Origin of the sequence: Solibacillus sp. FSL W7-1472 (assembly GCF_037969775.1) — a bacterium.
GTDB classification, from domain to species: Bacteria; Bacillota; Bacilli; order Bacillales_A; family Planococcaceae; genus Solibacillus; species Solibacillus silvestris.
On sequence record NZ_CP150208.1, the window covers coordinates 3,547,680 to 3,569,518 of the forward strand.

Here is a 21,839-nt window from a genome sequence, read left to right on the forward strand (position 1 = left end):
AAATGTTCCTCCTAAGCTTTCGTAATCGGTGCAAATTTCGCTAGCAGACGTTTTATTCCAGTCGGTGATGGGAAAGCGATATCCAGTTCCATGCCGTCCCCTTCACCTTTTACACTTACGACCATACCGACGCCCCATTTACCATGGGCTGCTTTGTCGCCTACTTTCCAGTCAAACTTATCCCCGCCTGTAGAATTAAGTCGTGATGTTTGGGAAGCAGGTGCCTGCACGCTTCCTAATGAACGCTTCGGCATACGGTCATAACGGTTCGATTTAAATGGCAGTGAATCATCACGATATGATGTAGTATTTGCTTTTGAAACTTGCTCTAACACATTTTCATCAATTTCGCGTAAAAAACGTGATGGGGCATTGTATCCTGTACGACCAAAAATTGTACGAGAACCCGCACAAGACAAGTATAGACGCTGCTCTGCCCGAGTTGCGCCGACATACATCAAGCGCCGTTCTTCGGCCATTTCATCTTCACTTTCCAAGGAACGTGAATGCGGGAATATATTTTCCTCCATCCCGATAATGAACACAACAGGGAACTCCAGCCCTTTTGCGGCATGCATCGTCATTAAAATAATCGTACCTTTCGCTTTTTCTTCTTCATCTAAAGAATCAATATCTGCAATAAGTGCCAGGTCCGTTAAAAACGCTACTAATGACTGGTCTTCACTGCGCGCTTCAAAAGCCTGGGTTACTGTTAAAAATTCTTCGATATTTTCCAAGCGGCTTTCTGCTTCAATCGACTTTTCCGCTTTCAGCATTTGGCGGTATCCTGATTTTTCAAGCACTTCTTCCACAATCTCTGTAACCGATAATTCCTGCTGTCGATCACTCAATGAACGAATCATATTGTAGAAATTTTCAGCTGAAGTGGCTGCTTTGCCTGAAAGCCCCATAAATACAAGCTCACCCATCGCATCAAAGATTGATCGGTCGCGCTCCATTGCATAGACAAGCATTTTATCAAATGAAGTCGCACCAATCGCACGTTTTGGTTCATTGATAATTCTCGCCAATGACAGGTCATCATCATTGTTTGCAATTAAACGTAAGTAAGCGAGTAAATCTTTAATTTCTTTTCGATCATAGAACTTTGTACCGCCAACAATCTGGTAGTTCATATTCGATTTTACGAGCACATCCTCCATCACACGTGACTGTGCGTTTGTACGGTATAAAATCGCAAAATCATCCAGCTTGTAATCTTCATCCTTCATGAGTTTTTGAATCGTACGTACAACATATTGTGCTTCATCCTGCTCATTTCCCGCTTTGTAAAGCTGGATCATTTCGCCTTCCGGATTTTCTGTTCTCAGTACTTTTTTATAGCGGTCTTTATTCTTTTCAATTACGCTGTTTGCCGCTTGTAAAATACGTTTTGTGGAACGGTAGTTTTGCTCAAGCATAATCACCTTTGCTTCTTTGTAATCTTTTTCGAATGATAATATATTCGAAATATCAGCACCTCGCCAACGATAGATCGATTGGTCCGAATCCCCGACAACACAAATATTACGGAATTTCTTCGCCAATAATTGCACGAGCAAATATTGAGATTTGTTCGTATCTTGATACTCATCAACATGAATGTACTGGAATTTGTTTTGATAAAACTCAAGCACATCCGGCGCTTCTTTAAATAGACGGATTGTCAGCATAATTAAATCGTCAAAATCGAGACTTTGATTTTGTCTTAATCGTTTCTGATAGCCTTTATATACCTCTGCGACAATCTTTTCAAAAGGATTATGCGGATTCATATTCTCTTCAAACCCATCCACAGTAATGCACTCGTTTTTTGCAGAACTGATCGTGTTTAAGATTGCACGCGGGTCATATTTTTTAGGATCTATATTATCCTGCTTCAATATATTTTTTATAACCGTCAGCTGATCTGAACTATCTAAAATTGAGAAGCTTTTCGAATAGCCTATCCGGTCAATATTGCGTCGCAAAATGCGTACACACATTGAGTGGAATGTGGATACCCACATGCTTTCCGTTGTCCCGTTCCCTAATATCCCGTCAATTCTCTCACGCATTTCACGGGCAGCTTTATTTGTAAATGTAATGGCCAAAATTTTTGAAGGGTATACTTCACGCTCAACGACTAAATAGGCGATACGGTGAGTCAGTACCCTTGTTTTCCCAGAGCCGGCCCCTGCCATAATTAGGAGCGGGCCTTCTGTTGTTTTCACCGCTTCAGCTTGCTGTGGATTCATTCCCGCTACTAAATTTTTTGCTATATGCTCCATATTGCACCTTCCTATCTAAAGAACATTTGTTCCTATTATATAACACTTTTCACTGCTTGTACGGTTTTTAATGCCGCTTTTAAATCATCATAAATAATATTTCCGACAACTACGGTATTGGCATATGCAGCCATTTCTTTCGCCTGTTCTACGGACGTAATGCCGCCTCCATAAAAGAGCTTTGTTTCATTTAAAACTTCGGCTGTTGCTTTGACCATTTCGATATCACCATATGCACCGCTGTACTCCAAATAAAAAATCGGCAATTTAAAGTAGTTTTCCGCCATTCGTGCATAGGCCACTACATCTTCCACCGTCAAATCCGTTTTCGCATTTGTTACTTGCGCTACTTTACAATCCGGATTCAGTACACAATAGCCCTCCGCTACGAGCTCTTCCCAAATTAGTACATCGCCATATTCTTTAATCGCTTCATGATGCAAATCTTTCACCCATTTTGTATCACGGCTATTCAACACCGACGGAATGAAGTAATAATCATATCCTGGTGTAATGCTATCAACGTTTGAAATTTCCAGCGCAATCGGTACTGAAAAACGACGTACACGGACGAGCAGATCCAGAACGCCATCCAACGTCACATCATCTGTCCCACCTACTAAAATAACATCCGTTCCCGATTCACAAATCTGCTCTAGTGCCTCATCCGTAATTTCCTTAGCAGGGTCCAGTTTAAATACATGTCTCCAGTTTAAATATTCCATGAATATATCCACCTATTCTCAAAATTTTTATATTGAACTTTCCATTATCTTTGTTTTTATTGACCATCTCTTAGTATAACGAAATTCGTTGAAATATTAAAAGACTGAGCGGATAAATCTGCTCAGTCTTTTAAGCTTGCTCATGTATTTATGATTGGGCGCATTGGCGCTTCATTACTTTGACGTAAATGGCTTTTCGTCTGGATAAAGACGGCCCAGCATTTCATCATAAGTGTCATTCCCGTAATCAAAGCAACGGCGTACACGGGAAATTGTTGCTGTTGAAGCACCCGTTTCTTTTTTAATTGTTTCATACGTTTTTTTCAAACGTAATAAATGTGCAACTTCAAATCGCTGTGCCAATGATTGAATTTCACTAATTGTGCACAAATCATCGAAAAATTTATAGCATTCCTCAATATCCTTTAACTCTAGGACTGCTTTAAACAACTGATCTGTTTGATGACCGCGAATTTTTTCAATTTGCATGTGCCCACCATTTCCTCTCTACTCTGAATATATAACAGAAGCCGCTAGACCTGGAGATGTTGGTACGAAATGTATCCATGTCTTTCCTTGAACTAATTTTACTTCCGTTCCATCTTCTTCGACTGCCACCAGCAGGCCATCTGCATTTTTCCATTTCACTTCACGTATCGTCCCTGCTTGAGCTACATACGCATTGCCGCCACCAGTAATTGTAATCTCGCGTCGACCGGCATTATCTACAATTTGATGAGGCATTTCAAAAAATAAAATATTAGCTAATTCGATGGATTCATTTGTCTCGTAATCGACTGTTTCTACATTTGCAGAATAACGCTTGTACTGATTCGTTTCGGCATTGTATACATACTGACTATTAAATGAACCGCTATTATTGTATTTCATCGATATTTCATTAGCTGTTGTTCCTATTTTAACATTATCTTCGGCTTCATAAAATGGGTAGGACACTTTTTTCTGATAAAGTAGTGAAGTCCCTACTTTTTCAGCACCAGCCTTTACATTTTCGCCCGAAATATAAGAATTGTGAGGAGCAACCCGTGTCGATGAACGTTTAAAGAAAGTACCATCATAGTGCATTCCATTAATATTATCGACTACTCTTTGTGAAAGCATCGATTTTGCTTCTGGACTATAGCCATGCGCAATATAAAATGCGTCCAGCCCTTTTGCAATATCAATAAAGTATGAACGTGCACTGCGGATCGGTCCGATAGATTCAGGAAGTTCTGACTGATAAAGAGCTAAAAAGCGTGTTACATCACCTTCCGCCAGCATTTCATACACGACATCCGCCTGTGCAAGTCCGGATTGCGGGCGTGCTTGCGGATGGTTATTGATTGTGGCCAGTATTGGGCGCATCGTCACTTCCTCTGCCACTCGTTCCCCTGTAAACGGCGTTACAAAGGGCAGTACTTCTTCAGCCTCCGCTACAATAATATCTTTCTCTACTTCGTTTTCTTCTATCTCTACAGCAGGCTCCTCTGTTTGTTCTTTATCTGAACAACCTGTCGCTAAGGTTATGCCTAATAGTGTTAACATGAATATACTGCGTTTCATCGTGCTACTCCTCTCGTTTTTTCTGGTTTATCGCATTACAGCAGGTAGCATAACCTTATTTTTCATGACATCAAAAATCCCACGTGTCGTAATTCGAATATACGGTAAATGTGTCGATTGTAAAAACAGCAATGTGTAAATTGCATCTGTATGGTGATATCCACGTTTTTTCAAAGCACTCTTCAATGCTAGCTCAAGCGGAATTACTTCATCAACGGTTCCATCATAAATAGAGCCGGCCAAAGTTAAAGGAATACTTGTCACAATTTGATCATCCTCTACAAGTACAATCCCGCCATTCATTTTCTTCAATTCTTGAAAAGCGTACTGCATATCCTGCACCGATTTTCCTATTAAAATAATATCTCCAGTATTGGAATACGATGAGGCAAAGCCTTTTACATGTGTCGCAAATCCTTTAATCATCGTATTAATACGCCATTTTCCATTGCGGTCGACAAGCATTAAATAGCTTTCATCATGGTCTGTAGATAATGTATGTTGATAATGACCGAAATTTTTTATACTATACGGCTTCGTAATAACATCATTCACCATTTCAACGCCAATCGGCATCGAAAATTGAAAATCTCCTTCGTGCAAATCAAAATCGATTTTCAGATCACCGAATAGGGATAAGTCAACTTCCGGAAATGCTTTCAAATCTGTATTGTCGCGTTTTAGCCATACTCCTTTTGAAATTACTGCTTCAGGTGTCGGCGAATGTTCGTCCGCCAAAATATTAATATTTGCATAACGACCTGTAGCAAGTAACCCATGCAAATTGGTCATATTATAATATCTCGCAACATTAAAGCTTGCCATATTATAAGCATCAACTGGGCGCACACCTGCTTCAAGGGCTGCCCGAATACATTTATCCATCACACCATCTTCATGGAAACTCGGTGTGGAGCCATCTGTTGTCATCATTAAATGATCGAATATTTCATAGCCTTTATCGACAACCGCTTTTAATAAATGAGGCAAATCCGGGCGAATCGATGAATAGCGAAGTGTAACAGCATAGCCATGCAGTATACGCGCTTCAATATCTTCAATTGTCATAGATTCATGGTCACCATCGACTCCTAGTAAACGCATTTTAGCCAACGTTTTTTCGGATGCTCCCGGTAAATGTCCTTCGATTTTTTTCCCCTTATGCTTAGCTGCCTGAATCCAGTAAAGCATCTGATCATCCCCGCGCATCAGACGAGGCCATCCTGTCAGTTCTCCGCCAAGCAATACGTCATGACGGTCAAGCCACTCCAAGACCGAGGCATTTGAGTAAAGTTCCCTCTCATTTTCAAGTTCAGTTTGGGAATCGAAACGACTCCACCAGTAAAATGAAAATGGCAATTTAGCAAGCTCATCCATAAAAGAAAACGCTTTCTTATTTTTCATCAATGAAACAAGTGTCATATTGTCTGAAATAAATGTAGTCGTGCCGGTCTGTGCACTAAACTCTGCGAAACTGTGGGGATTGTACAATTGGAAAGGATGTACGTGCGGCTCAATATAACCTGGTACTACTACTTTCCTTGCCAAATCAACAACCTCTGTCCCTTCTATATTTGCAGGCATTTCCTTACCAACATATACGATGCGATCATTGGATATCCAGATGTTACCTGTTGCCCAACTTTTCATCATACTATGTAAGTATTTAGCATTTTTTAAAACTATATTCGGAGCAGCATGCCCGTCAATGATACTAACTTGCTCTCTTATATTACTTAACTTCCAACTAATTTTCGGCATTTTCTGCACTCCTTTCAATTTTTACACCTAATATAAAGACGCTTATAACTTTTCCAAGATGCTAAACCAGCTCTAAAAAATATCCTGCTGCGATTCAAGTAGCTTCAGCAATTGTCTTTAACAGCTGCTGAAGCTAGATTAAATGCGTATCGATTTAAAAGAAAAACACATACTTAGTTCAATATATTTTGCTTTATGTAGGCAATTGCTACAATATTCCTTTTGGTGAATTAATCGTAACATAGCACTTTCATAAAGCAAAGTGTTTCCAAAATAATTTTTAAATTTTCTAAAAAAAGGAGGAAACATAATTGCTGACCCCAAATATTTCTGAAACAAACGCTTTTATCCGTATGATGTGCGGTGTTGCTATGACCGCATTCGGTGTCGGGAGAATTGCTCATAAACCTCAATGTACAGTTGGTCGTATGATGATTCTTGCCGGTTCAATGAAAGTGGCGGAAGGGTATTATCAATATTGTCCAGTAGTCGCAATGGCCAAATCAGAGCAGATGACCGAAATGATGCCCGTCAATGATTAAGAGGTGGATCTAGGGGCTTGTTCTATAATGCTCACATTACAAAGCGCTATATTTTAAATTTAAATATAGCGTTTTTACATATCGCAGTATTACCAATAACTTAATCATCATACAGTGAAGAAAGGGTAAAATGCCCTTTCTTTATTTTGCTTACATAAGCAAATAAAAATCATTTGTAAGACGGCAGCATTTCCAGTGCCTAAAAGCTCCAATCCTTTTGAAATACAATTAATTGCGCTGGAAAATCAAACCCAAAATTATATCCACGAATAAAAGAATTCAACGAATAACTTCCACTTTTAATATATTCCATCAATTAGATCAAGAGAGTTTATGTCTAGGCTCTTACCATATTTCCAAGATCAGTTACCTGAATGTTGTTATTAAGCGGATGTATGTAAATGTACAGCTTTAAATGTTATTTATTTGGAACAGGAGGAAACATTATAAACGAATTTGAAGATAAACGAGAAGAATCGGAAGTACTAACATTTGATAAAATCCTAAAGCATTTTATGAAAGAGAATTTTTCACCGGTAAAAGATGAAGTACAGGAAAATACTAACAGCTTTAAATTTCCGGAAAAAAGTTCACTCAATTTATTAATGGCTTACTTATTATCAAACAATAAATATGAAACATCATATCCTGCCAATGAAGAAGAAGAGAGAAAAGCTGCAGAAAAAATAAATCAGCTCGTACATGAAAAGGAAAAAGATTTCCAAGAGATTATAAGCTTACTGAAAAATATGACTTGATAGGAGGGATCCATTTGGAGATTGATAGCGTGAAAAGTAAAGACCCACTTCAATTACAGCAAACCATCAACTTTTTGAAATCTGAAATCGCCAAATATCAAAACGAAATATCCACCCTACAAAGCGTGGACCATTATTCAATGGTAAATAGTCTTGAGCAGGAACTGAATCAGTTAATTAATGAGAAAAAAGAACTTTCTGTGGAATTAATGATGCTAAGGAAAAGCTTTGAAAAAGAGCTGAGTGAACTGCACGAAAATATTCAGTTACGTGAAGAGCAAAGAATAAAACTCATTTCTTCCATAGAATCACTAGTGGAAAAAAAAGAAAACTTACAGAAAGAAAACAAACAGTTAAAAGAAACAATCGAGAAAACAGCTAAAATTGAATCTCCTGCTGCCCGTTCAGAAAATTATATACAGGCCGTCGAAGAGCTGGATCATTTGCTTCGTTCGTTCCTGAGCAGTAACAATGAACAATTAATTTCTCTGCACGAAACGATCAATCAACAGCACAATCTGTTAAAGGAAATTAAAGATAAAAACGATGAAATTCATTCTACCTTAGAAGAAATGGTCCAAGTAAAAGAGCCTGAACATAAATATTCCCCAACGACAGATGTACAATCCATTACCCGGATTAACCTGGAAAACCAGCTCAAAAATCTTTTTATCCAAGCAACCAGTTTCGAGACGGAGCTTGAAGAAAAATTACGTATTCTCGATGAGTTTGATGACAAGTTACTTTTACTTGCCATTGAAATTGAGAAACATAAAAAGAGCGATATATGATAGACAGCTATATTGAGTAAAAAGGCGACACGTCTGTACGTATCGCCTTTCCTTTATTTAAATGTTCTCCAGCCAATATCTTTACGGAAAAAGAAATTCGTCCATTCTTTTTTTGCAAGTTCAACATATACTTTTTCCTGCGCTTCTTTTAATGTAGTTGCTTCTGCCGCTACTAATAATACACGGCCACCGTTACCTACGAACCGATCACCCGCAAACTTTGTCCCCGCATGGAATACCGGCAGTTCAACATCCGAAAGCTCCGGCAGAGCATTTCCTTTTTCCACATCGCCTGGGTAGCCTTCCGCCGCAACAACAACACCTAGCATAGCTGCTTCTTTCCACTGTAAATCGAATGGCTGCTCGTTCATTACGCTCATCATAAATTCACCGAAGTCTGAAGCCATACGTGGTAATACGACTTGTGTTTCCGGGTCACCAAAACGTGCGTTGAACTCAATTACTTTCGGGCCTTTTGCCGTTAAAATTAAGCCTGCATACAGGATACCGGTGAATGATACACCTTCTGCTTCCATTGCATTTACAGTCGGCTCTACGATTGTGTCATATGCAACTTTTACAATGTCTTCAGAAATTTGCGGTACTGGTGAATAAGCACCCATTCCCCCTGTATTTGGTCCTTTATCGCCGTCATAAGCACGTTTATGATCTTGTGCTATGACCATTGGATAAATTTGTCCTTTATGTACAAAACTCATAAAGCTGAATTCTTCGCCATCCAGGAACTCTTCCACAACAACACGGGAAGACGAATCACCGAAACGTTGGTTACCGATCATATCTTCCACTGCTTCGATCGCTTCCTGTTCTGTCATCGCTACAATGACACCTTTTCCGGCAGCTAATCCGTCCGCTTTAATTACAATTGGAGCACCTTGCTCTTTAATATAAGCAACCGCTTTATCCGCTTCTGTAAATGTTTCATGCGCTGCCGTCGGAATATTATATTTGTTCATAATCTCTTTTGCATAAGACTTCGAACCTTCAATTTTTGCCGCCGCTTTTGTTGGGCCGAAAATAACCAAGCCTTGCTCGTTGAAGTAGTCAACGATTCCTTCTGCTAATGGCTGCTCCGGACCTACAAATGTTAAAGCCACATCATTTTCTTTTGCAAATTGTGCAAGTGATGCGAAATCCAGTGCATCGATTGCCACTACTTGTGCATCCTGCTTCATCCCGTCATTTCCTGGTGCTACGAAAACGTTTTGTACAGATGGTGCATTGTTGAATTGCTTTGCGATCGCATGTTCACGACCACCACTACCGATTACAAGAATATTCATTATGAGCTCTCCTTTTTTATCGTTAATTTCCGTTGCGGGCGAATGCCTTCCGCGGGGGAGTCCTCGCCCTTCACTACAAACAACTAAAGTCATTCCCTACACATGATTTAACCTTATAATTCTCTATTAATTTTATTTTTCTAATAAAAAAAACGCCCGCCAAATTTTAGGCGAGCGCTTTTCATTAATGGTCGTTTACACTGCGCTACCCGACCAAAAGTAGTGCTGTGTATCTTACAATCAATGATTATTTTATTATTAACAGGGCATCTCCCGGCCAAAGTCGATGCAGTTGTTAATAAAATTTGGTTACGACGGGGACCCGGCCAAGAATCGCCCAATCGTCTTATTTACCCCTCTCCCGGCCAGAAAGAAGAATAAATAAAGCATTTGCAAACGCTTCTGCTAACGTCCGGCCAGAACATTAGCGAAACTTTATTCTATTATAACGTAAATTTAATAATTTCTCTACTGCTAACTTTTAATTAGTGTTTAAAGTGACGAACCCCTGTAAACACCATGGCAATACCATATTTGTTTGCTGCATCTATTGATTCCTGGTCTTTAATCGAGCCACCTGGTTGAATGATTGCTTTAATACCGGCTTTTGCCGCTGCTTCTACTGTGTCGCCCATTGGGAAGAATGCATCAGAAGCTAATGCCGCGCCCTGTGCTTTTTCTCCCGCTTGTTCAAAGGCAATTTTCGCAGCACCTACACGGTTCATTTGACCCGCACCTACACCTAATGTCATTTGCTTATCTGTTACAATGATGGCATTCGATTTTACATGCTTCACAACTGCCCAGCCTAGTTTTAATGCTTCCCACTCTTCTTCAGTCGGTTCACGGTCTGTCACAACTTGAATAGTTGCATCTTTAAAGCCGAAACGGTCCGGCTCTTGTACAAGTAAACCACCTTCAACTGCTACAACATTGAACTGATCCTGCTTTTCCTGTGTGAAATCGATTGTTAACAGACGAATGTTTTTCTTCTGCGTTAAAATCTCTAATGCTTCTGAAGTAAAGCTTGGCGCAATGATGATTTCCAGGAAAATACCCGATAACTTTTCGGCAGTTGCCTTGTCCACTTCTTTGTTTAATGCGATGATGCCGCCAAAGATAGATGTTGAATCTGCTTCATATGCTTTATTGAATGCTTCTTCAATTGTTTCGCCAGTACCGACACCACATGGGTTCATGTGCTTTACGGCAACCGCTGCAGGCATTTCAAATTCTTTTACGATTTGCAATGCTGCATTTGCATCCTGAATATTGTTGTACGATAACTCTTTACCGTGTAATTGTGTTGCGTAGGCAATCGAGAAATCCGAACCTAAACGTTTTGCATAGAAAGCCGCTTTTTGATGAGGGTTTTCACCATAGCGTAATGTTTGCTTCAACTCATATGTTAGCGTCATGTTTTCAGGGAACTCTTCGCCAATTGCATTTGATAAATGATTGGAAATATAAGAATCATAAGCAGCCGTATGACGGAATACTTTTGCTGCTAAACGACGACGTGTTGCTAATGTTGTTTTTCCATCTGCCTTCAACTCTTCCAATACGGCAGAATAGTCATTTGCATCAACAATTACCGTTACATAATCATGGTTTTTTGCAGCTGAACGTAACATTGTGGGACCACCAATATCGATGTTTTCAATTGCATCATCCCAAGATACATCCGGCTTGGAAATCGTTTCGACGAACGGATATAAGTTGACACATACAATTTCGATTGGGCGGATGCCATGTTCATTCATCTGTGCAACATGGCTTGGCTTATCAAACTTACCTAATAGACCGCCATGAATCATTGGATTTAATGTTTTTACACGGCCATCCAAAATTTCCGGGAAGTTTGTTACTTCATCCACTGCTGTTACCGGAACATTGTTTTGTTGTAGTAAACTTTTTGTTCCTCCAGTAGAAAGTACTTCATAGCCAAGAGCTACTAATTCTTTTGCAAATTCTAAAATACCATTTTTATCTGAAACACTAATAAGTGCACGTTTCGTCACGATTAGGTCCTCCAATTTAGTTATTATAAGTGTTGTTTTCCGTTACGGCGGACGCTTTCCGGGGGCACGGCCTGAGCCTGTAGTCTCAGGCGTCGTGCTTGTCCCCCAGGAGTCGCCGCCTTCACTCCAAACAACAATATCCAGTCAAAGTACTATCCTTAAAATAATACAATTCGTTGGTAAAATTTTTTTACTTATCGGTGAGCAATGCCCTCACTGGAGCGGCTCATGCGAATTTACTTTTTTGCGTTAAATAATTGCTGTAATGTTCTCGTGTATAGCGCATGTTCTAATTTATGTATACGCTCTTCTGTTGCTTCACGGTCTCCATCGATAACGTCAACTGCCCCTTGCGAGATAATCTTTCCCGTATCCATTCCCGCATCTACATAATGCACTGTCACACCGGTAACTTTTACGCCATGAGCCATTGCCTGACCAATAGCATCTTTTCCGGGAAATGACGGCAGCAACGACGGATGAATATTGATAATCCGATGCTCATAAGCCGATAAAAGCGTTTCCCCAACAAGGCGCATATAACCTGCCAATATGATCCATTCAATCTCTCGTTCTTTTAACAGTTTAACTAGTTTCGCTTCGTAGGCGGCCTTATCGGCAAAAGTTTTCGGTGCAAGCTCCACAACAGGAATACCATAATTTTGTGCACGTGTCACAACATAGGCACCCGGCTTATCCGTAATTACAAGCTCAATTGTTGCGTTAAGCTCACCGCGGCTAATCGCTTCTTGAATTGCCTGAAAGTTACTACCGCTTCCGGAAGCGAATACGGCAATTTTCGTACTCATTACACTAAGCTCCCGTCATGTTCGCCATTAAAGATGACACCTTCACCGTTGACAACGCGACCAATTGTATAAGCTTTTTCACCTTCCGCTTCTACTGCAGCAATCACTTTATCAGCTTCACTCGCTGGAACCGCAATAACAAAACCGATTCCCATGTTGAATACGTTATATAAATCCTTGTCCGCTAATGCACCTTTTTCTTTTAAAAACTCAAAGATGCGCAGCACTGGCCAAGATCCTAAATCAATTTCGGTTGCCAAACCTTGTGGCATCATACGTGGCAAGTTTTCATAGAAGCCACCACCTGTTACGTGTGCACAACCATGTACGTCTGCTGCTTTAAGGGCTGCTAAAACAGGCTTTGCATAAAGTTTTGTAGGAACTAGAAACGCTTCTCCGATTGGACCAAGGTCTTCATAGCCTTCTACTACTGCATTAACTGCAATTTCATTGTCTGCGAATACAATTTTTCGAACTAATGAATAGCCATTTGAATGGACTCCGCTTGAAGCAAGGCCGATTAGAACATCGCCTTCCACTATTTTCTCGCCTGTAATAATATCCGCTTTTTCACAAGCACCTACAGCAAAGCCAGCTAAGTCGTACTCGTCTTCTTCGTAAAGACCCGGCATTTCTGCTGTTTCTCCACCGATTAATGCTGCTCCTGACTGCACACAGCCGTCTGCAACACCTTTAACGATTTGTTCTATTTTTGCCGGCTCAGCCTTTCCTACTGCTACATAGTCAAGGAAGTAAAGCGGTTCAGCACCTTGTGCAACGATATCATTTACACACATCGCAACACAGTCCACGCCGATTGTATCGTGTTTATCAACCATAAATGCAAGCTTTAGTTTCGTCCCAACACCGTCCGTACCTGAAATAAGAACTGGTTCCTTTAAGTTCAGTGCAGACAAATCAAACATGCCTCCAAAGCCGCCAAACGTTCCCATCACACCTAAACGGTTCGTACGCTCGACATGTGATTTCATCCGTTTTACTGCTTCATAACCTGCCTCAATATTTACGCCTGCCTGTTCATATGCTTTTGACATAATGTACTTGCTCCTCCTTAATTTCTAACAGTCTTTTTCATGTGGTAAAACTGTGTCCGGGAATATTTCTGTCGGGTATTTTCCTGTAAAGCATGCGACGCAAAGTCCGCCATTTTCATCTTCAAACGGGCGGTTCGTTGCACGGACCATACCTTCCAAAGATAAAAATGTTAATGTGTCCGCTTCAATTGCAACTCGTATATCTTCCACACTGTGGCTTGATGCTATCAGCTCTTCATGTGTCGATGTATCGATTCCGTAATAACAAGGATCCGTCATTGGAGGGGAAGAAATCACAACATGTACTTCTGCCGCCCCTGCTTCTTTCAGCATGCGTACAATGCGTCTCGATGTTGTACCGCGTACAATTGAATCATCTACCATTACGACACGTTTTCCTTTAACAACTTGAACTACCGGTGATAGTTTCATTTTAACACCACGTTCGCGAAGTTCCTGTGTCGGCTGGATAAAAGTACGACCAACATAGCGGTTTTTAATTAAGCCAAGCTCGTATGGAATTCCGCTCGCTTCAGAAAATCCTATTGCTGCAGAAATGGACGAATCTGGAACTCCTGTAACGACATCCGCTTCAATATGGGCACATTCTTTTGCGAGTTCTTTCCCCATGCGTTTACGTGCCATATGGATATTTACTTCATCAATATTTGAATCAGGACGTGCAAGATACACATATTCCATCGCACACATTGTTCGCTTGTCCTTTTCAACATAGCTGTCGACTTCAAGTCCATTATTTGAAATAATCAATAACTCGCCCGGTTCCACTTCACGTACGTATTCCGCCCCGATTAAATCAAATGCACAAGTTTCAGAAGCAACAACATAAGAATCACCCAATTTTCCAAGTGAAAGGGGACGTAAGCCGTTTCGGTCGCGCGCTACAATCATTTGATCATTCGTCAATAGAATAATAGAGAATGCGCCTTTTAATAGCGACAATGCTTCTTTCACTTTTGAACGAAATGGAGAGTGTTTTGATTTTTTAATTAAATGTACAACAACCTCTGTATCGGAAGTCGAGTTGAAAATGCTGCCAGAGCGTTCTAAAAACTGTTTTAAATGTGTGGCATTCACTAAGTTCCCATTATGGGCAATTGCCAGTGAGCCAGTTGAAGAACGGAATAACAATGGCTGGACATTTTCCAGTCCTTTGCCGCCTGCTGTTGCGTATCGTACATGCGCAATTGCCGCGTGCCCTACTACTTTACGTAATTTATTTTCATTGAACACGTCATTTACAAGACCTTCACCACGTACAGCCTGAAGCTGATTACCGTCAGTTGTGACGATACCAGCTCCTTCCTGTCCACGATGCTGTAATGCGTGTAAACCGTAATAACTTAAGTGCGCCGCATCCTGGTTACCCCAAATGCCAAATACACCACATTCCTCATTTAAGCCTCTGATTTCAGCAAGCATGGAATTGCTCCTTTCCAGGCAGAACGGAATTCCTCCACAGTACCTTCAACAAGTACACCAGCTTCACCGCTAATTTTTATGTTCGCGTCGTCTGTTACTGTACCAATTTTTTGTGCATCTTTTACGATTGTTTCAAAGCCTTCTGCATGTTCAGCTTTCACAGTTAATACAAAGCGTGATTGTGATTCTGCGAATAAAGCCGTTATTGCAGAACCTGTTAATGCTACGTCTAAGCCTAAACCTTTTGCTGCGAAAGTTTTCTCTGCTAATGCAACCGCAACCCCACCTTCAGAAACATCATGCGCTGATTGAACAAGTCCTGCTTGAATCGCTTCTAAAATAGATTGTTGACGTGCCGCTTCTACTGTCAAGTCGATTGAAGGTGCTTTGCCAGAAATGCCGCCTTCCACTAACTTTTGTAATTCAGATCCACCGAATTCTGTTTTCGTGTCGCCGACTATATATACAACGTCTCCAGCAGCTTTTACTTCCTGAGTTGTAACATGTGCTAAATCTTTTACTAATCCAACCATACCGATCGTTGGTGTTGGATAAACTGCTTCACCTGAACGCTCATTGTACATTGACACGTTACCGCCAATTACCGGTGCATCTAATGCTAAACAAGCTTCCGCAATACCGTCAGCCGATTTTTGAATTTGCCAGAAGATTTCAGGTTTTTCCGGATTACCGAAGTTTAGGCAGTCTGTAATCGCAAGTGGTTGTCCGCCTGAACATACGATGTTACGCGCTGCTTCAGCAACAGCAATTTTTCCGCCCGTTGTAGGGTCTAGGTAGATATAGCGAGCATTACAGTCTGTCGTCATCGCCAACCCTTTATTTGTACCGCGTACACGTAATACTGCAGCATCCGAACCTGGTGCTACAACCGTATTTGTACGTACTTGATAGTCATATTGATCGTAAACCCACTCCTTTGAAGCGATTGTCGGCGCTTTTAAAAGTGCTGTTAACGTTTCTTTATAATCTGTTACGTTTGGTTCTGTATTTTCCATTGCCTGATATTCTGCAAAGTAAGCTGGTTCAGCGTCCGGCATATTGTAAACCGGTGCGTCTTCAGCAAGCGCGTCTGCAGGCACTTCTGCTACCACTTCACCTTTGTGCAGTAAACGAAGCATTTTGTCTTCTGTAACTCTTCCTACTGCTACCGCATCAAGATCATATTTATCGAAAATCGCTTTAATTTCATCTTCACGACCTGCTTTTACAACGATCAGCATGCGCTCTTGAGACTCTGATAACATCATTTCATACGCTGACATATTTGTTTCACGTTGAGGAACTAAGTCCAAGTTCATTTCTACACCAGTACCGGCTTTAGAGGCCATTTCTGCTGAAGACGAAGTAAGACCTGCTGCACCCATATCTTGAATACCAACTAATGCATCTGATTTTACAACTTCCAGACAAGCTTCAAGTAGTAATTTTTCCATGAACGGATCCCCAACTTGTACTGCCGAACGACTTTCTTCAGTATCTTCTGTCAATTCTTCAGAAGAGAATGTTGCACCGTGAATACCGTCACGACCTGTTTTCGCACCAACGTACATTACAGTATTTCCTACTCCTGCAGCAATACCTTTTTGGATATCCTTATGATCGATTAATCCGACACACATTGCATTTACAAGCGGATTTCCTTCGTAGCACGGATCAAAACCAATTTCACCGCCTACTGTCGGAATACCGATACAGTTTCCGTAACCTGCAATACCAGCAACAACTTCTTCAAATAAATATTTACCGCGTGCTGATTTCAACTCACCAAAACGTAAGGAGTTCAGCATCGCAATTGGACGTGCACCCATTGAGAAAACGTCACGGATAATTCCGCCTACCCCTGTTGCAGCTCCTTGGTATGGTTCAATCGCAGATGGATGGTTATGTGATTCCATTTTGAAAACAACCGCTTGCTCATCACCGATGTCAACAATACCGGCACCTTCACCAGGACCTTGCAGTACTTGAGGACCTTTTGTCGGAAACTTGCGAAGTACCGGCTTCGATTTTTTATAAGAACAGTGCTCAGACCACATTACCGAGAAAAGACCTGTTTCTGTCCAGTTTGGAATACGACCTAACTTTTCAATTGCTAAGTCAAATTCCGCATCTGACATCCCCATGTCTGCATAGAGACGTTTTTCTTTAATTTGCTCTGGTGTTGGTTCGAAATTAGTTGTTAACATGCTGTTCCCTCCACTGCTTCACAATTGATTTAAATAGTTTAAGACCATCTGCGCCACCAACGATTTCATTTGCAGCACGCTCTGGATGTGGCATCATGCCGAGTACATTACCTTCTTTATTGATAATTCCTGCGATATCCGCTAAAGAACCGTTCGGATTTTCACCCTCATATGTAAAGACAATCTGGTTATTGGCTTGTAAAGAGGCTAATGTTTCGTCATCACAGTAGTAGTTTCCTTCACCGTGCGCGATCGGAATATTGATTACTTCTCCCTCTTCATATCCGTTTGTAAATAAAGTGTTGTTGTTCTCAACTTTTAGCTGTACTGTACGACACATGAATTTAAGATTTTTATTGCGGATTAGAGCACCAGGTAACAGCCCTGCTTCCGTTAAAATCTGGAATCCATTACAAACACCTAGCACTGGTTTGCCTTGTGCAGCAAATTCTTTTAGAGCCGACATAATGTTTGATTGGTTTGCCATTGCGCCACAACGTAAATAATCTCCATATGAGAAACCGCCAGGCACTAATGCCCCGTCAAATCCGTCTAGACTTGTAGCTGTATGCCAAACATATTCTACTTTTTCACCTAGCTCGTCCTTAATCGCATGAAACATGTCGATATCACAGTTAGACCCCGGGAAAACGAGTACTGCAAATTTCATCGTATTATGCCTCCTCAACTTCATAACGGTACTTTTCGATTACCGTATTTGTTAACACTTTTTCGCACATTTCTTTTACGATTGTATCTATATCGCGGTCAGTGTCTTGAATTGTAACTTCTAAATATTTACCGATACGTACGTCAGATACTTCGCCATAACCGATTTTTTGCAATGAGCCTTGAACTGCAGAACCTTGTGGATCCAGGATGCTTTCTTTTAATGTTACATATATTTTAACTTTCTTCATGAGTTAGTTGCCTCCAAGTTTTTGTAATATAATTTCATATACTTCCGTTAGATTGCCTAAATCACGGCGGAATACGTCTTTATCAAGCTTTTGTTTTGTATTAGAGTCCCACAAACGACAAGTATCAGGAGAAATTTCATCGGCAAGTAAAATATTGCCGTCTTTATCACGACCAAATTCCAGTTTGAAGTCGACTAATGTTACACCAACCGCAGTAAAAATCGGACGCAGCACTTCATTCACATGCAGTGCCGCATTATACAGCTGTTCTACTTCGATCGGTGTTGCGATATTCAGCACGTCAATATGCTCCGTTGTAATGATTGGATCACCTAATGCATCATCTTTATAGTAAAATTCGACGATTGGACGCTTAAGCGGTGTGCCCTCATCCAAGCCTAGACGTTTTGCCAGGCTGCCTGCAGCAATATTGCGTGTAACAACTTCGATTGGAATAATTTCGACTTTACGTACAAGCTGTTCGTTCGCTGAAAGCCTTTTTACGAAATGTGACTCAATTCCGTTTGCTTGTAACTTTTCGAAAAGTAACGTCGTAATTTGGTTGTTTAAATTTCCCTTTCCAGCAATCTCGGCTTTTTTCTCACCATTAAATGCTGTCGCACTATCTTTGTATTCAACAAAAAGTATTTCAGTATCTTCTGTTGTATATAATCGTTTTGCTTTCCCTTCATATAAAAGCTGGCCTTTATTCATGACGTATTCCTCCTGATTAATTGATTAGTTAGTTAAGACCTAAACGTTCGAAAATCAAATCAACATTCTGAATATGGTAGTTATAGTCAAAGCAGTCTGCAATTTCTTCCGGTGATAGATGCGTTGTGATTTCTTCACTCGCTTCTACAAGCGGACGGAATTGTGTTTGCTCATCCCAAGCTCGCGCTGTTAATGGCTGAACCGTATCGTACGCTTCCTCACGTGATAATCCTTTGTCGATTAACGCAAGTAAAATACGCTGAGAATAGATCAGACCAAATGTACGCTCCATATTGCGTTTCATATTGTCAGGGAATACAGTTAAGTTTTTCAAAATATTACCGAAACGATTTAACATATAATTTAATGTAATTGTGGCATCCGGTATAATGACACGTTCAGCTGAAGAATGTGAAATATCTCGTTCATGCCATAAAGCTACATTCTCATAAGCTGTCAGCATGTAGCCGCGCATCAATCGTGCCATACCTGTCATATTTTCAGAGCCGATTGGGTTTCGCTTATGCGGCATAGCAGAAGAACCTTTTTGCCCTTTCGCAAACCCTTCTTCCACTTCACGTGTTTCAGATTTTTGCAGTCCGCGGATTTCTGTCGCAAATTTTTCAATTGATGTAGCGATTAATGCCAATGTAGAAAAGTATTGTGCATGACGGTCACGCTGTAATGTTTGTGTAGAAATTGGTGCAGCTGCTAATCCAAGATGTTCACATACATAGCTTTCCACACGTGGATTAATATTGGCATATGTTCCTACAGCACCGCTCATTTTACCTGTTTCAATTACTTTTGCGGCTTCTTCAAAACGTACTAAGTTACGGCGCATTTCTTCAAGCCATAATGCCAGCTTTAAACCAAATGTTGTCGGTTCTGCATGCACACCGTGTGTACGCCCCATCATTACTGTAAATTTATGCTCTTTTGCTTTTTCTGTCAGAATGGCGATGAATTGGTGTAAATCTTTGCGTAAAATTTCATTCGCCTGTTTGATTAAGTATGATAGTGCTGTATCTACAACGTCCGTTGAAGTTAAACCGTAGTGCACCCATTTTTTTTCTTCGCCAAGTGCTGGTGTTTCCGAAACAGCTCGTGTAAATGCTACTACATCATGACGTGTTTCCTGTTCAATTTCATAGATGCGATCGATATCAAATGATGCGTTAGCACGTAATTTTGCTACATCTTCTTTAGGAATTTCACCGATTTCAGCCCATGCTTCACAAGCTAAAATCTCTACTTCAAGCCATGCTTTAAATTTGTTCTCTTCAGTCCAAATAGCACCCATTTCTGGACGTGTATAGCGTTCTATCATAAATCTTCTCCTTTTACTCCGGCCAAATACCAGAGTCTGTTATTTGTTGTAATGCTGTATTTATATCATCTGTCATGATTGTAACATGACCCATTTTCCGGTTTACCTTTGCTTCTGATTTCCCGTACAAATGTACTGACCAGTCAGGAAATTTTGAAATTGAATTTGTTAGTGGAACGACATGCTGACCAAGTACATTCACCATAATTGATGGTGCCCACAGTTTTGGTTTACGTAGCGGCCATCCGCATACTGCACGAATATGCTGTGTAAACTGGGAAATATTGCATGCCTCAATCGAATAATGGCCTGAGTTATGCGGACGTGGCGCACATTCGTTTATTACGATGCTGCCATCTTCAAGGACAAACATTTCCACTGCCAATGTTCCGATCAGTTTCAGTGAATCAGCAATTTTAAGTGCAGCTTCTTCAGCTAATTGTGCTGTCGACTGTTCGATACGGGCCGGGACAATCGTTTCATGTAAAATGTGGTTTATATGAATGTTTTCTCCGACAGGTAAGCAGTATGTTTCACCATCACCATTGCGCTGAACGATGACCGAAATCTCTTTCGTAAATGGAACAAAACCCTCTGCTATACATTGTGAATGTGTAAATAAATCTTTTGCCAGTTGTAAGTCCTCAGCTGATTTCAATAACTGCTGGCCTTTCCCGTCATAACCGCCCCGTGCTGTTTTAACGATACATGGGAAGCCGATTTCTCCAATGTTTTCTAGCAGCTCTTCATATGTAGATGCGACAATATACGGTGCAACCGGACAGCCTGCCTCAACAATCATTTGCTTTTCTGTGACACGATTTTGTGTAATGCGCACAAGCTCTGCGCCTTGAGGAACATAGGCCATTTGTGTTAAACGTTTCAAACCATCGTAATCGATATTCTCAAACTCATATGTTATGACATCACTAACTTCCGCCAGCTCTTCCAATGCTGCTTCATCATCGTAAGCTGCGACAATTCGTATGTCTGCCACTTGCCCACAAGGCGAATCCATTGTTGGCTCCAGTACTGCGATTTTATAGCCAGCTTCTTTTGCGGCAACTGCCATCATACGACCAAGCTGACCACCGCCTATGATGCCGATTGTTTGTCCTGGGTAAATCATTTTCGTCACGTTAAGTCACCTGTGCTTTCCAAAACTTGCGCTTTTGTCGCTTCACGTCGTGCCTCAAGCTTTGCAGCAAGTTCCTGATCAAACGCTCCTAAAATTTGCGCTGCAAGCAAGCCTGCATTTGTTGCTCCTGCCTTGCCAATTGCTACAGTCGCGACAGGTACACCACCTGGCATTTGGACAATCGATAATAGTGAATCGAGTCCGTTTAGCGCACGTGACTGTACAGGTACCCCAATTACAGGTAACGTCGTTTTTGCTGCTACCATACCTGGTAAATGAGCTGCTCCACCAGCCCCTGCAATAATTACTTGAATACCGCGTCCACGTGCAGCTTCCGCATATTCAAACATTAAATCTGGTGTGCGATGTGCTGAAACGACTTGCTTTTCATAAGGCACTTGCAGCTCGTCCAAAATGTCACAAGCATGCTTCATCGTTTCCCAATCACTTGAACTTCCCATAATAACGCCAATTTTCGGATTCAT

General features: G+C 40.9%; 20 protein-coding genes. 3 read left to right on the forward strand and 17 right to left on the reverse strand.

Annotated elements, in window-relative coordinates:
* Nucleotides 1-11 precede the first annotated feature (11 nt).
* The 5 genes from pcrA to MKY07_RS17760 form a co-directional block, all read right to left on the reverse strand.
* Nucleotides 12-2,270: a DNA helicase PcrA gene (gene pcrA / locus MKY07_RS17740; RefSeq protein WP_339263288.1), complete on the reverse strand. Its 2,259-nt coding sequence runs from the start codon at nucleotides 2,268-2,270 to the stop codon at nucleotides 12-14.
* Nucleotides 2,271-2,305: 35 nt separating this feature from the next.
* Entirely contained in the window at nucleotides 2,306-2,995 is a 690-nt protein-coding gene (locus tag MKY07_RS17745) for a heptaprenylglyceryl phosphate synthase (RefSeq protein WP_087617509.1), read from the reverse strand.
* 174 nt (nucleotides 2,996-3,169) lie between these two features.
* Nucleotides 3,170-3,484, reverse strand: a complete 315-nt coding sequence (locus MKY07_RS17750) for a YerC/YecD family TrpR-related protein (protein WP_008408714.1) — start codon at nucleotides 3,482-3,484, stop codon at nucleotides 3,170-3,172.
* Nucleotides 3,485-3,502: 18 nt separating this feature from the next.
* Nucleotides 3,503-4,561, reverse strand: a complete 1,059-nt coding sequence (locus tag MKY07_RS17755; protein WP_014822590.1) for a DUF3048 domain-containing protein — start codon at nucleotides 4,559-4,561, stop codon at nucleotides 3,503-3,505.
* Between the two features lie 27 nt (nucleotides 4,562-4,588).
* Nucleotides 4,589-6,322: an adenine deaminase C-terminal domain-containing protein gene (locus MKY07_RS17760; RefSeq protein ID WP_339263289.1), complete on the reverse strand. Its 1,734-nt coding sequence runs from the start codon at nucleotides 6,320-6,322 to the stop codon at nucleotides 4,589-4,591.
* 311 nt (nucleotides 6,323-6,633) lie between these two features.
* On the opposite strand from MKY07_RS17760, the gene MKY07_RS17765 reads away from it, so the two are divergent.
* From MKY07_RS17765 to MKY07_RS17775, 3 genes are all read left to right on the forward strand, one after another.
* Nucleotides 6,634-6,864, forward strand: coding sequence for a YgaP-like transmembrane domain (locus MKY07_RS17765; protein WP_014822588.1), 231 nt, complete (start codon nucleotides 6,634-6,636; stop codon nucleotides 6,862-6,864).
* Between the two features lie 401 nt (nucleotides 6,865-7,265).
* Nucleotides 7,266-7,622: a hypothetical protein gene (locus tag MKY07_RS17770; RefSeq protein ID WP_065217649.1), complete on the forward strand. Its 357-nt coding sequence runs from the start codon at nucleotides 7,266-7,268 to the stop codon at nucleotides 7,620-7,622.
* A 14-nt stretch (nucleotides 7,623-7,636) separates the two neighbouring features.
* A complete protein-coding gene (locus tag MKY07_RS17775) occupies nucleotides 7,637-8,413 on the forward strand; it encodes a multidrug ABC transporter ATPase (protein WP_014822586.1) in 777 nt (258 codons plus the stop codon).
* Between the two features lie 53 nt (nucleotides 8,414-8,466).
* Here MKY07_RS17775 and purD read toward each other — a convergent pair whose 3' ends face one another.
* From purD to purE, 12 genes are all read right to left on the reverse strand, one after another.
* The gene (purD, locus tag MKY07_RS17780; RefSeq protein WP_339263290.1) at nucleotides 8,467-9,717 is read right to left on the reverse strand and encodes a phosphoribosylamine--glycine ligase; all 1,251 of its coding nucleotides are present in this window, start codon (nucleotides 9,715-9,717) and stop codon (nucleotides 8,467-8,469) included.
* A 485-nt stretch (nucleotides 9,718-10,202) separates the two neighbouring features.
* Complete coding sequence (gene purH, locus MKY07_RS17785) at nucleotides 10,203-11,738, reverse strand: bifunctional phosphoribosylaminoimidazolecarboxamide formyltransferase/IMP cyclohydrolase (protein ID WP_339263291.1); 1,536 nt, start codon at nucleotides 11,736-11,738, stop codon at nucleotides 10,203-10,205.
* A 236-nt stretch (nucleotides 11,739-11,974) separates the two neighbouring features.
* Nucleotides 11,975-12,547, reverse strand: coding sequence for a phosphoribosylglycinamide formyltransferase (gene purN, locus MKY07_RS17790; protein WP_339263292.1), 573 nt, complete (start codon nucleotides 12,545-12,547; stop codon nucleotides 11,975-11,977).
* Nucleotides 12,547-13,602 (reverse strand): phosphoribosylformylglycinamidine cyclo-ligase, encoded by a 1,056-nt coding sequence (purM, locus tag MKY07_RS17795; protein ID WP_339263293.1) that lies wholly within the window; start codon nucleotides 13,600-13,602, stop codon nucleotides 12,547-12,549. Before purM ends, purN begins: the two co-directional genes overlap by 1 nt.
* A gap of 24 nt (nucleotides 13,603-13,626) precedes the next feature.
* On the reverse strand, nucleotides 13,627-15,045 hold the full coding sequence (gene purF / locus MKY07_RS17800) for an amidophosphoribosyltransferase (RefSeq protein WP_008408735.1): 1,419 nt from the start codon (nucleotides 15,043-15,045) through the stop codon (nucleotides 13,627-13,629).
* Nucleotides 15,021-17,252 (reverse strand): phosphoribosylformylglycinamidine synthase subunit PurL, encoded by a 2,232-nt coding sequence (purL, locus tag MKY07_RS17805; protein WP_014822581.1) that lies wholly within the window; start codon nucleotides 17,250-17,252, stop codon nucleotides 15,021-15,023. The genes purF and purL overlap by 25 nt, the downstream gene beginning before the upstream one ends.
* Entirely contained in the window at nucleotides 17,239-17,922 is a 684-nt protein-coding gene (gene purQ / locus MKY07_RS17810) for a phosphoribosylformylglycinamidine synthase subunit PurQ (RefSeq protein ID WP_008408737.1), read from the reverse strand. Before purQ ends, purL begins: the two co-directional genes overlap by 14 nt.
* A 4-nt stretch (nucleotides 17,923-17,926) precedes the next feature.
* Nucleotides 17,927-18,172: a phosphoribosylformylglycinamidine synthase subunit PurS gene (gene purS, locus MKY07_RS17815; RefSeq protein ID WP_008408738.1), complete on the reverse strand. Its 246-nt coding sequence runs from the start codon at nucleotides 18,170-18,172 to the stop codon at nucleotides 17,927-17,929.
* Between the two features lie 3 nt (nucleotides 18,173-18,175).
* Nucleotides 18,176-18,886 carry a phosphoribosylaminoimidazolesuccinocarboxamide synthase gene (gene purC / locus MKY07_RS17820; protein ID WP_008408739.1) on the reverse strand — a complete coding sequence of 237 codons (711 nt, stop codon included), beginning with the start codon at nucleotides 18,884-18,886 and terminating at the stop codon, nucleotides 18,176-18,178.
* 28 nt (nucleotides 18,887-18,914) lie between these two features.
* Nucleotides 18,915-20,216, reverse strand: a complete 1,302-nt coding sequence (gene purB, locus MKY07_RS17825; RefSeq protein ID WP_008408740.1) for an adenylosuccinate lyase — start codon at nucleotides 20,214-20,216, stop codon at nucleotides 18,915-18,917.
* Nucleotides 20,217-20,229: 13 nt separating this feature from the next.
* On the reverse strand, nucleotides 20,230-21,354 hold the full coding sequence (gene purK, locus MKY07_RS17830; RefSeq protein ID WP_065217655.1) for a 5-(carboxyamino)imidazole ribonucleotide synthase: 1,125 nt from the start codon (nucleotides 21,352-21,354) through the stop codon (nucleotides 20,230-20,232).
* Complete coding sequence (gene purE, locus MKY07_RS17835; protein WP_014822577.1) at nucleotides 21,351-21,839, reverse strand: 5-(carboxyamino)imidazole ribonucleotide mutase; 489 nt, start codon at nucleotides 21,837-21,839, stop codon at nucleotides 21,351-21,353. The genes purK and purE overlap by 4 nt, the downstream gene beginning before the upstream one ends.

What these genes read in the sequence shown, in the direction of transcription:
- pcrA (WP_339263288.1), bottom strand. Translation starts at nt 2,270, where the DNA reads ATGGAGCATATAGCAAAAAATTTAGTAGCGGGAATGAATCCACAGCAA.
- MKY07_RS17745 (WP_087617509.1), bottom strand. Translation starts at nt 2,995, where the DNA reads ATGGAATATTTAAACTGGAGACATGTATTTAAACTGGACCCTGCTAAG.
- MKY07_RS17750 (WP_008408714.1), bottom strand. Translation starts at nt 3,484, where the DNA reads ATGCAAATTGAAAAAATTCGCGGTCATCAAACAGATCAGTTGTTTAAA.
- MKY07_RS17755 (WP_014822590.1), bottom strand. Translation starts at nt 4,561, where the DNA reads ATGAAACGCAGTATATTCATGTTAACACTATTAGGCATAACCTTAGCG.
- MKY07_RS17760 (WP_339263289.1), bottom strand. Translation starts at nt 6,322, where the DNA reads ATGCCGAAAATTAGTTGGAAGTTAAGTAATATAAGAGAGCAAGTTAGT.
- MKY07_RS17770 (WP_065217649.1), top strand. Translation starts at nt 7,266, where the DNA reads ATGTACAGCTTTAAATGTTATTTATTTGGAACAGGAGGAAACATTATA.
- purD (WP_339263290.1), bottom strand. Translation starts at nt 9,717, where the DNA reads ATGAATATTCTTGTAATCGGTAGTGGTGGTCGTGAACATGCGATCGCA.
- purN (WP_339263292.1), bottom strand. Translation starts at nt 12,547, where the DNA reads ATGAGTACGAAAATTGCCGTATTCGCTTCCGGAAGCGGTAGTAACTTT.
- purM (WP_339263293.1), bottom strand. Translation starts at nt 13,602, where the DNA reads ATGTCAAAAGCATATGAACAGGCAGGCGTAAATATTGAGGCAGGTTAT.
- purF (WP_008408735.1), bottom strand. Translation starts at nt 15,045, where the DNA reads ATGCTTGCTGAAATCAGAGGCTTAAATGAGGAATGTGGTGTATTTGGC.
- purL (WP_014822581.1), bottom strand. Translation starts at nt 17,252, where the DNA reads ATGTTAACAACTAATTTCGAACCAACACCAGAGCAAATTAAAGAAAAA.
- purQ (WP_008408737.1), bottom strand. Translation starts at nt 17,922, where the DNA reads ATGAAATTTGCAGTACTCGTTTTCCCGGGGTCTAACTGTGATATCGAC.
- purS (WP_008408738.1), bottom strand. Translation starts at nt 18,172, where the DNA reads ATGAAGAAAGTTAAAATATATGTAACATTAAAAGAAAGCATCCTGGAT.
- purC (WP_008408739.1), bottom strand. Translation starts at nt 18,886, where the DNA reads ATGAATAAAGGCCAGCTTTTATATGAAGGGAAAGCAAAACGATTATAT.
- purB (WP_008408740.1), bottom strand. Translation starts at nt 20,216, where the DNA reads ATGATAGAACGCTATACACGTCCAGAAATGGGTGCTATTTGGACTGAA.
- purE (WP_014822577.1), bottom strand. Translation starts at nt 21,839, where the DNA reads ATGAATCCGAAAATTGGCGTTATTATGGGAAGTTCAAGTGATTGGGAA.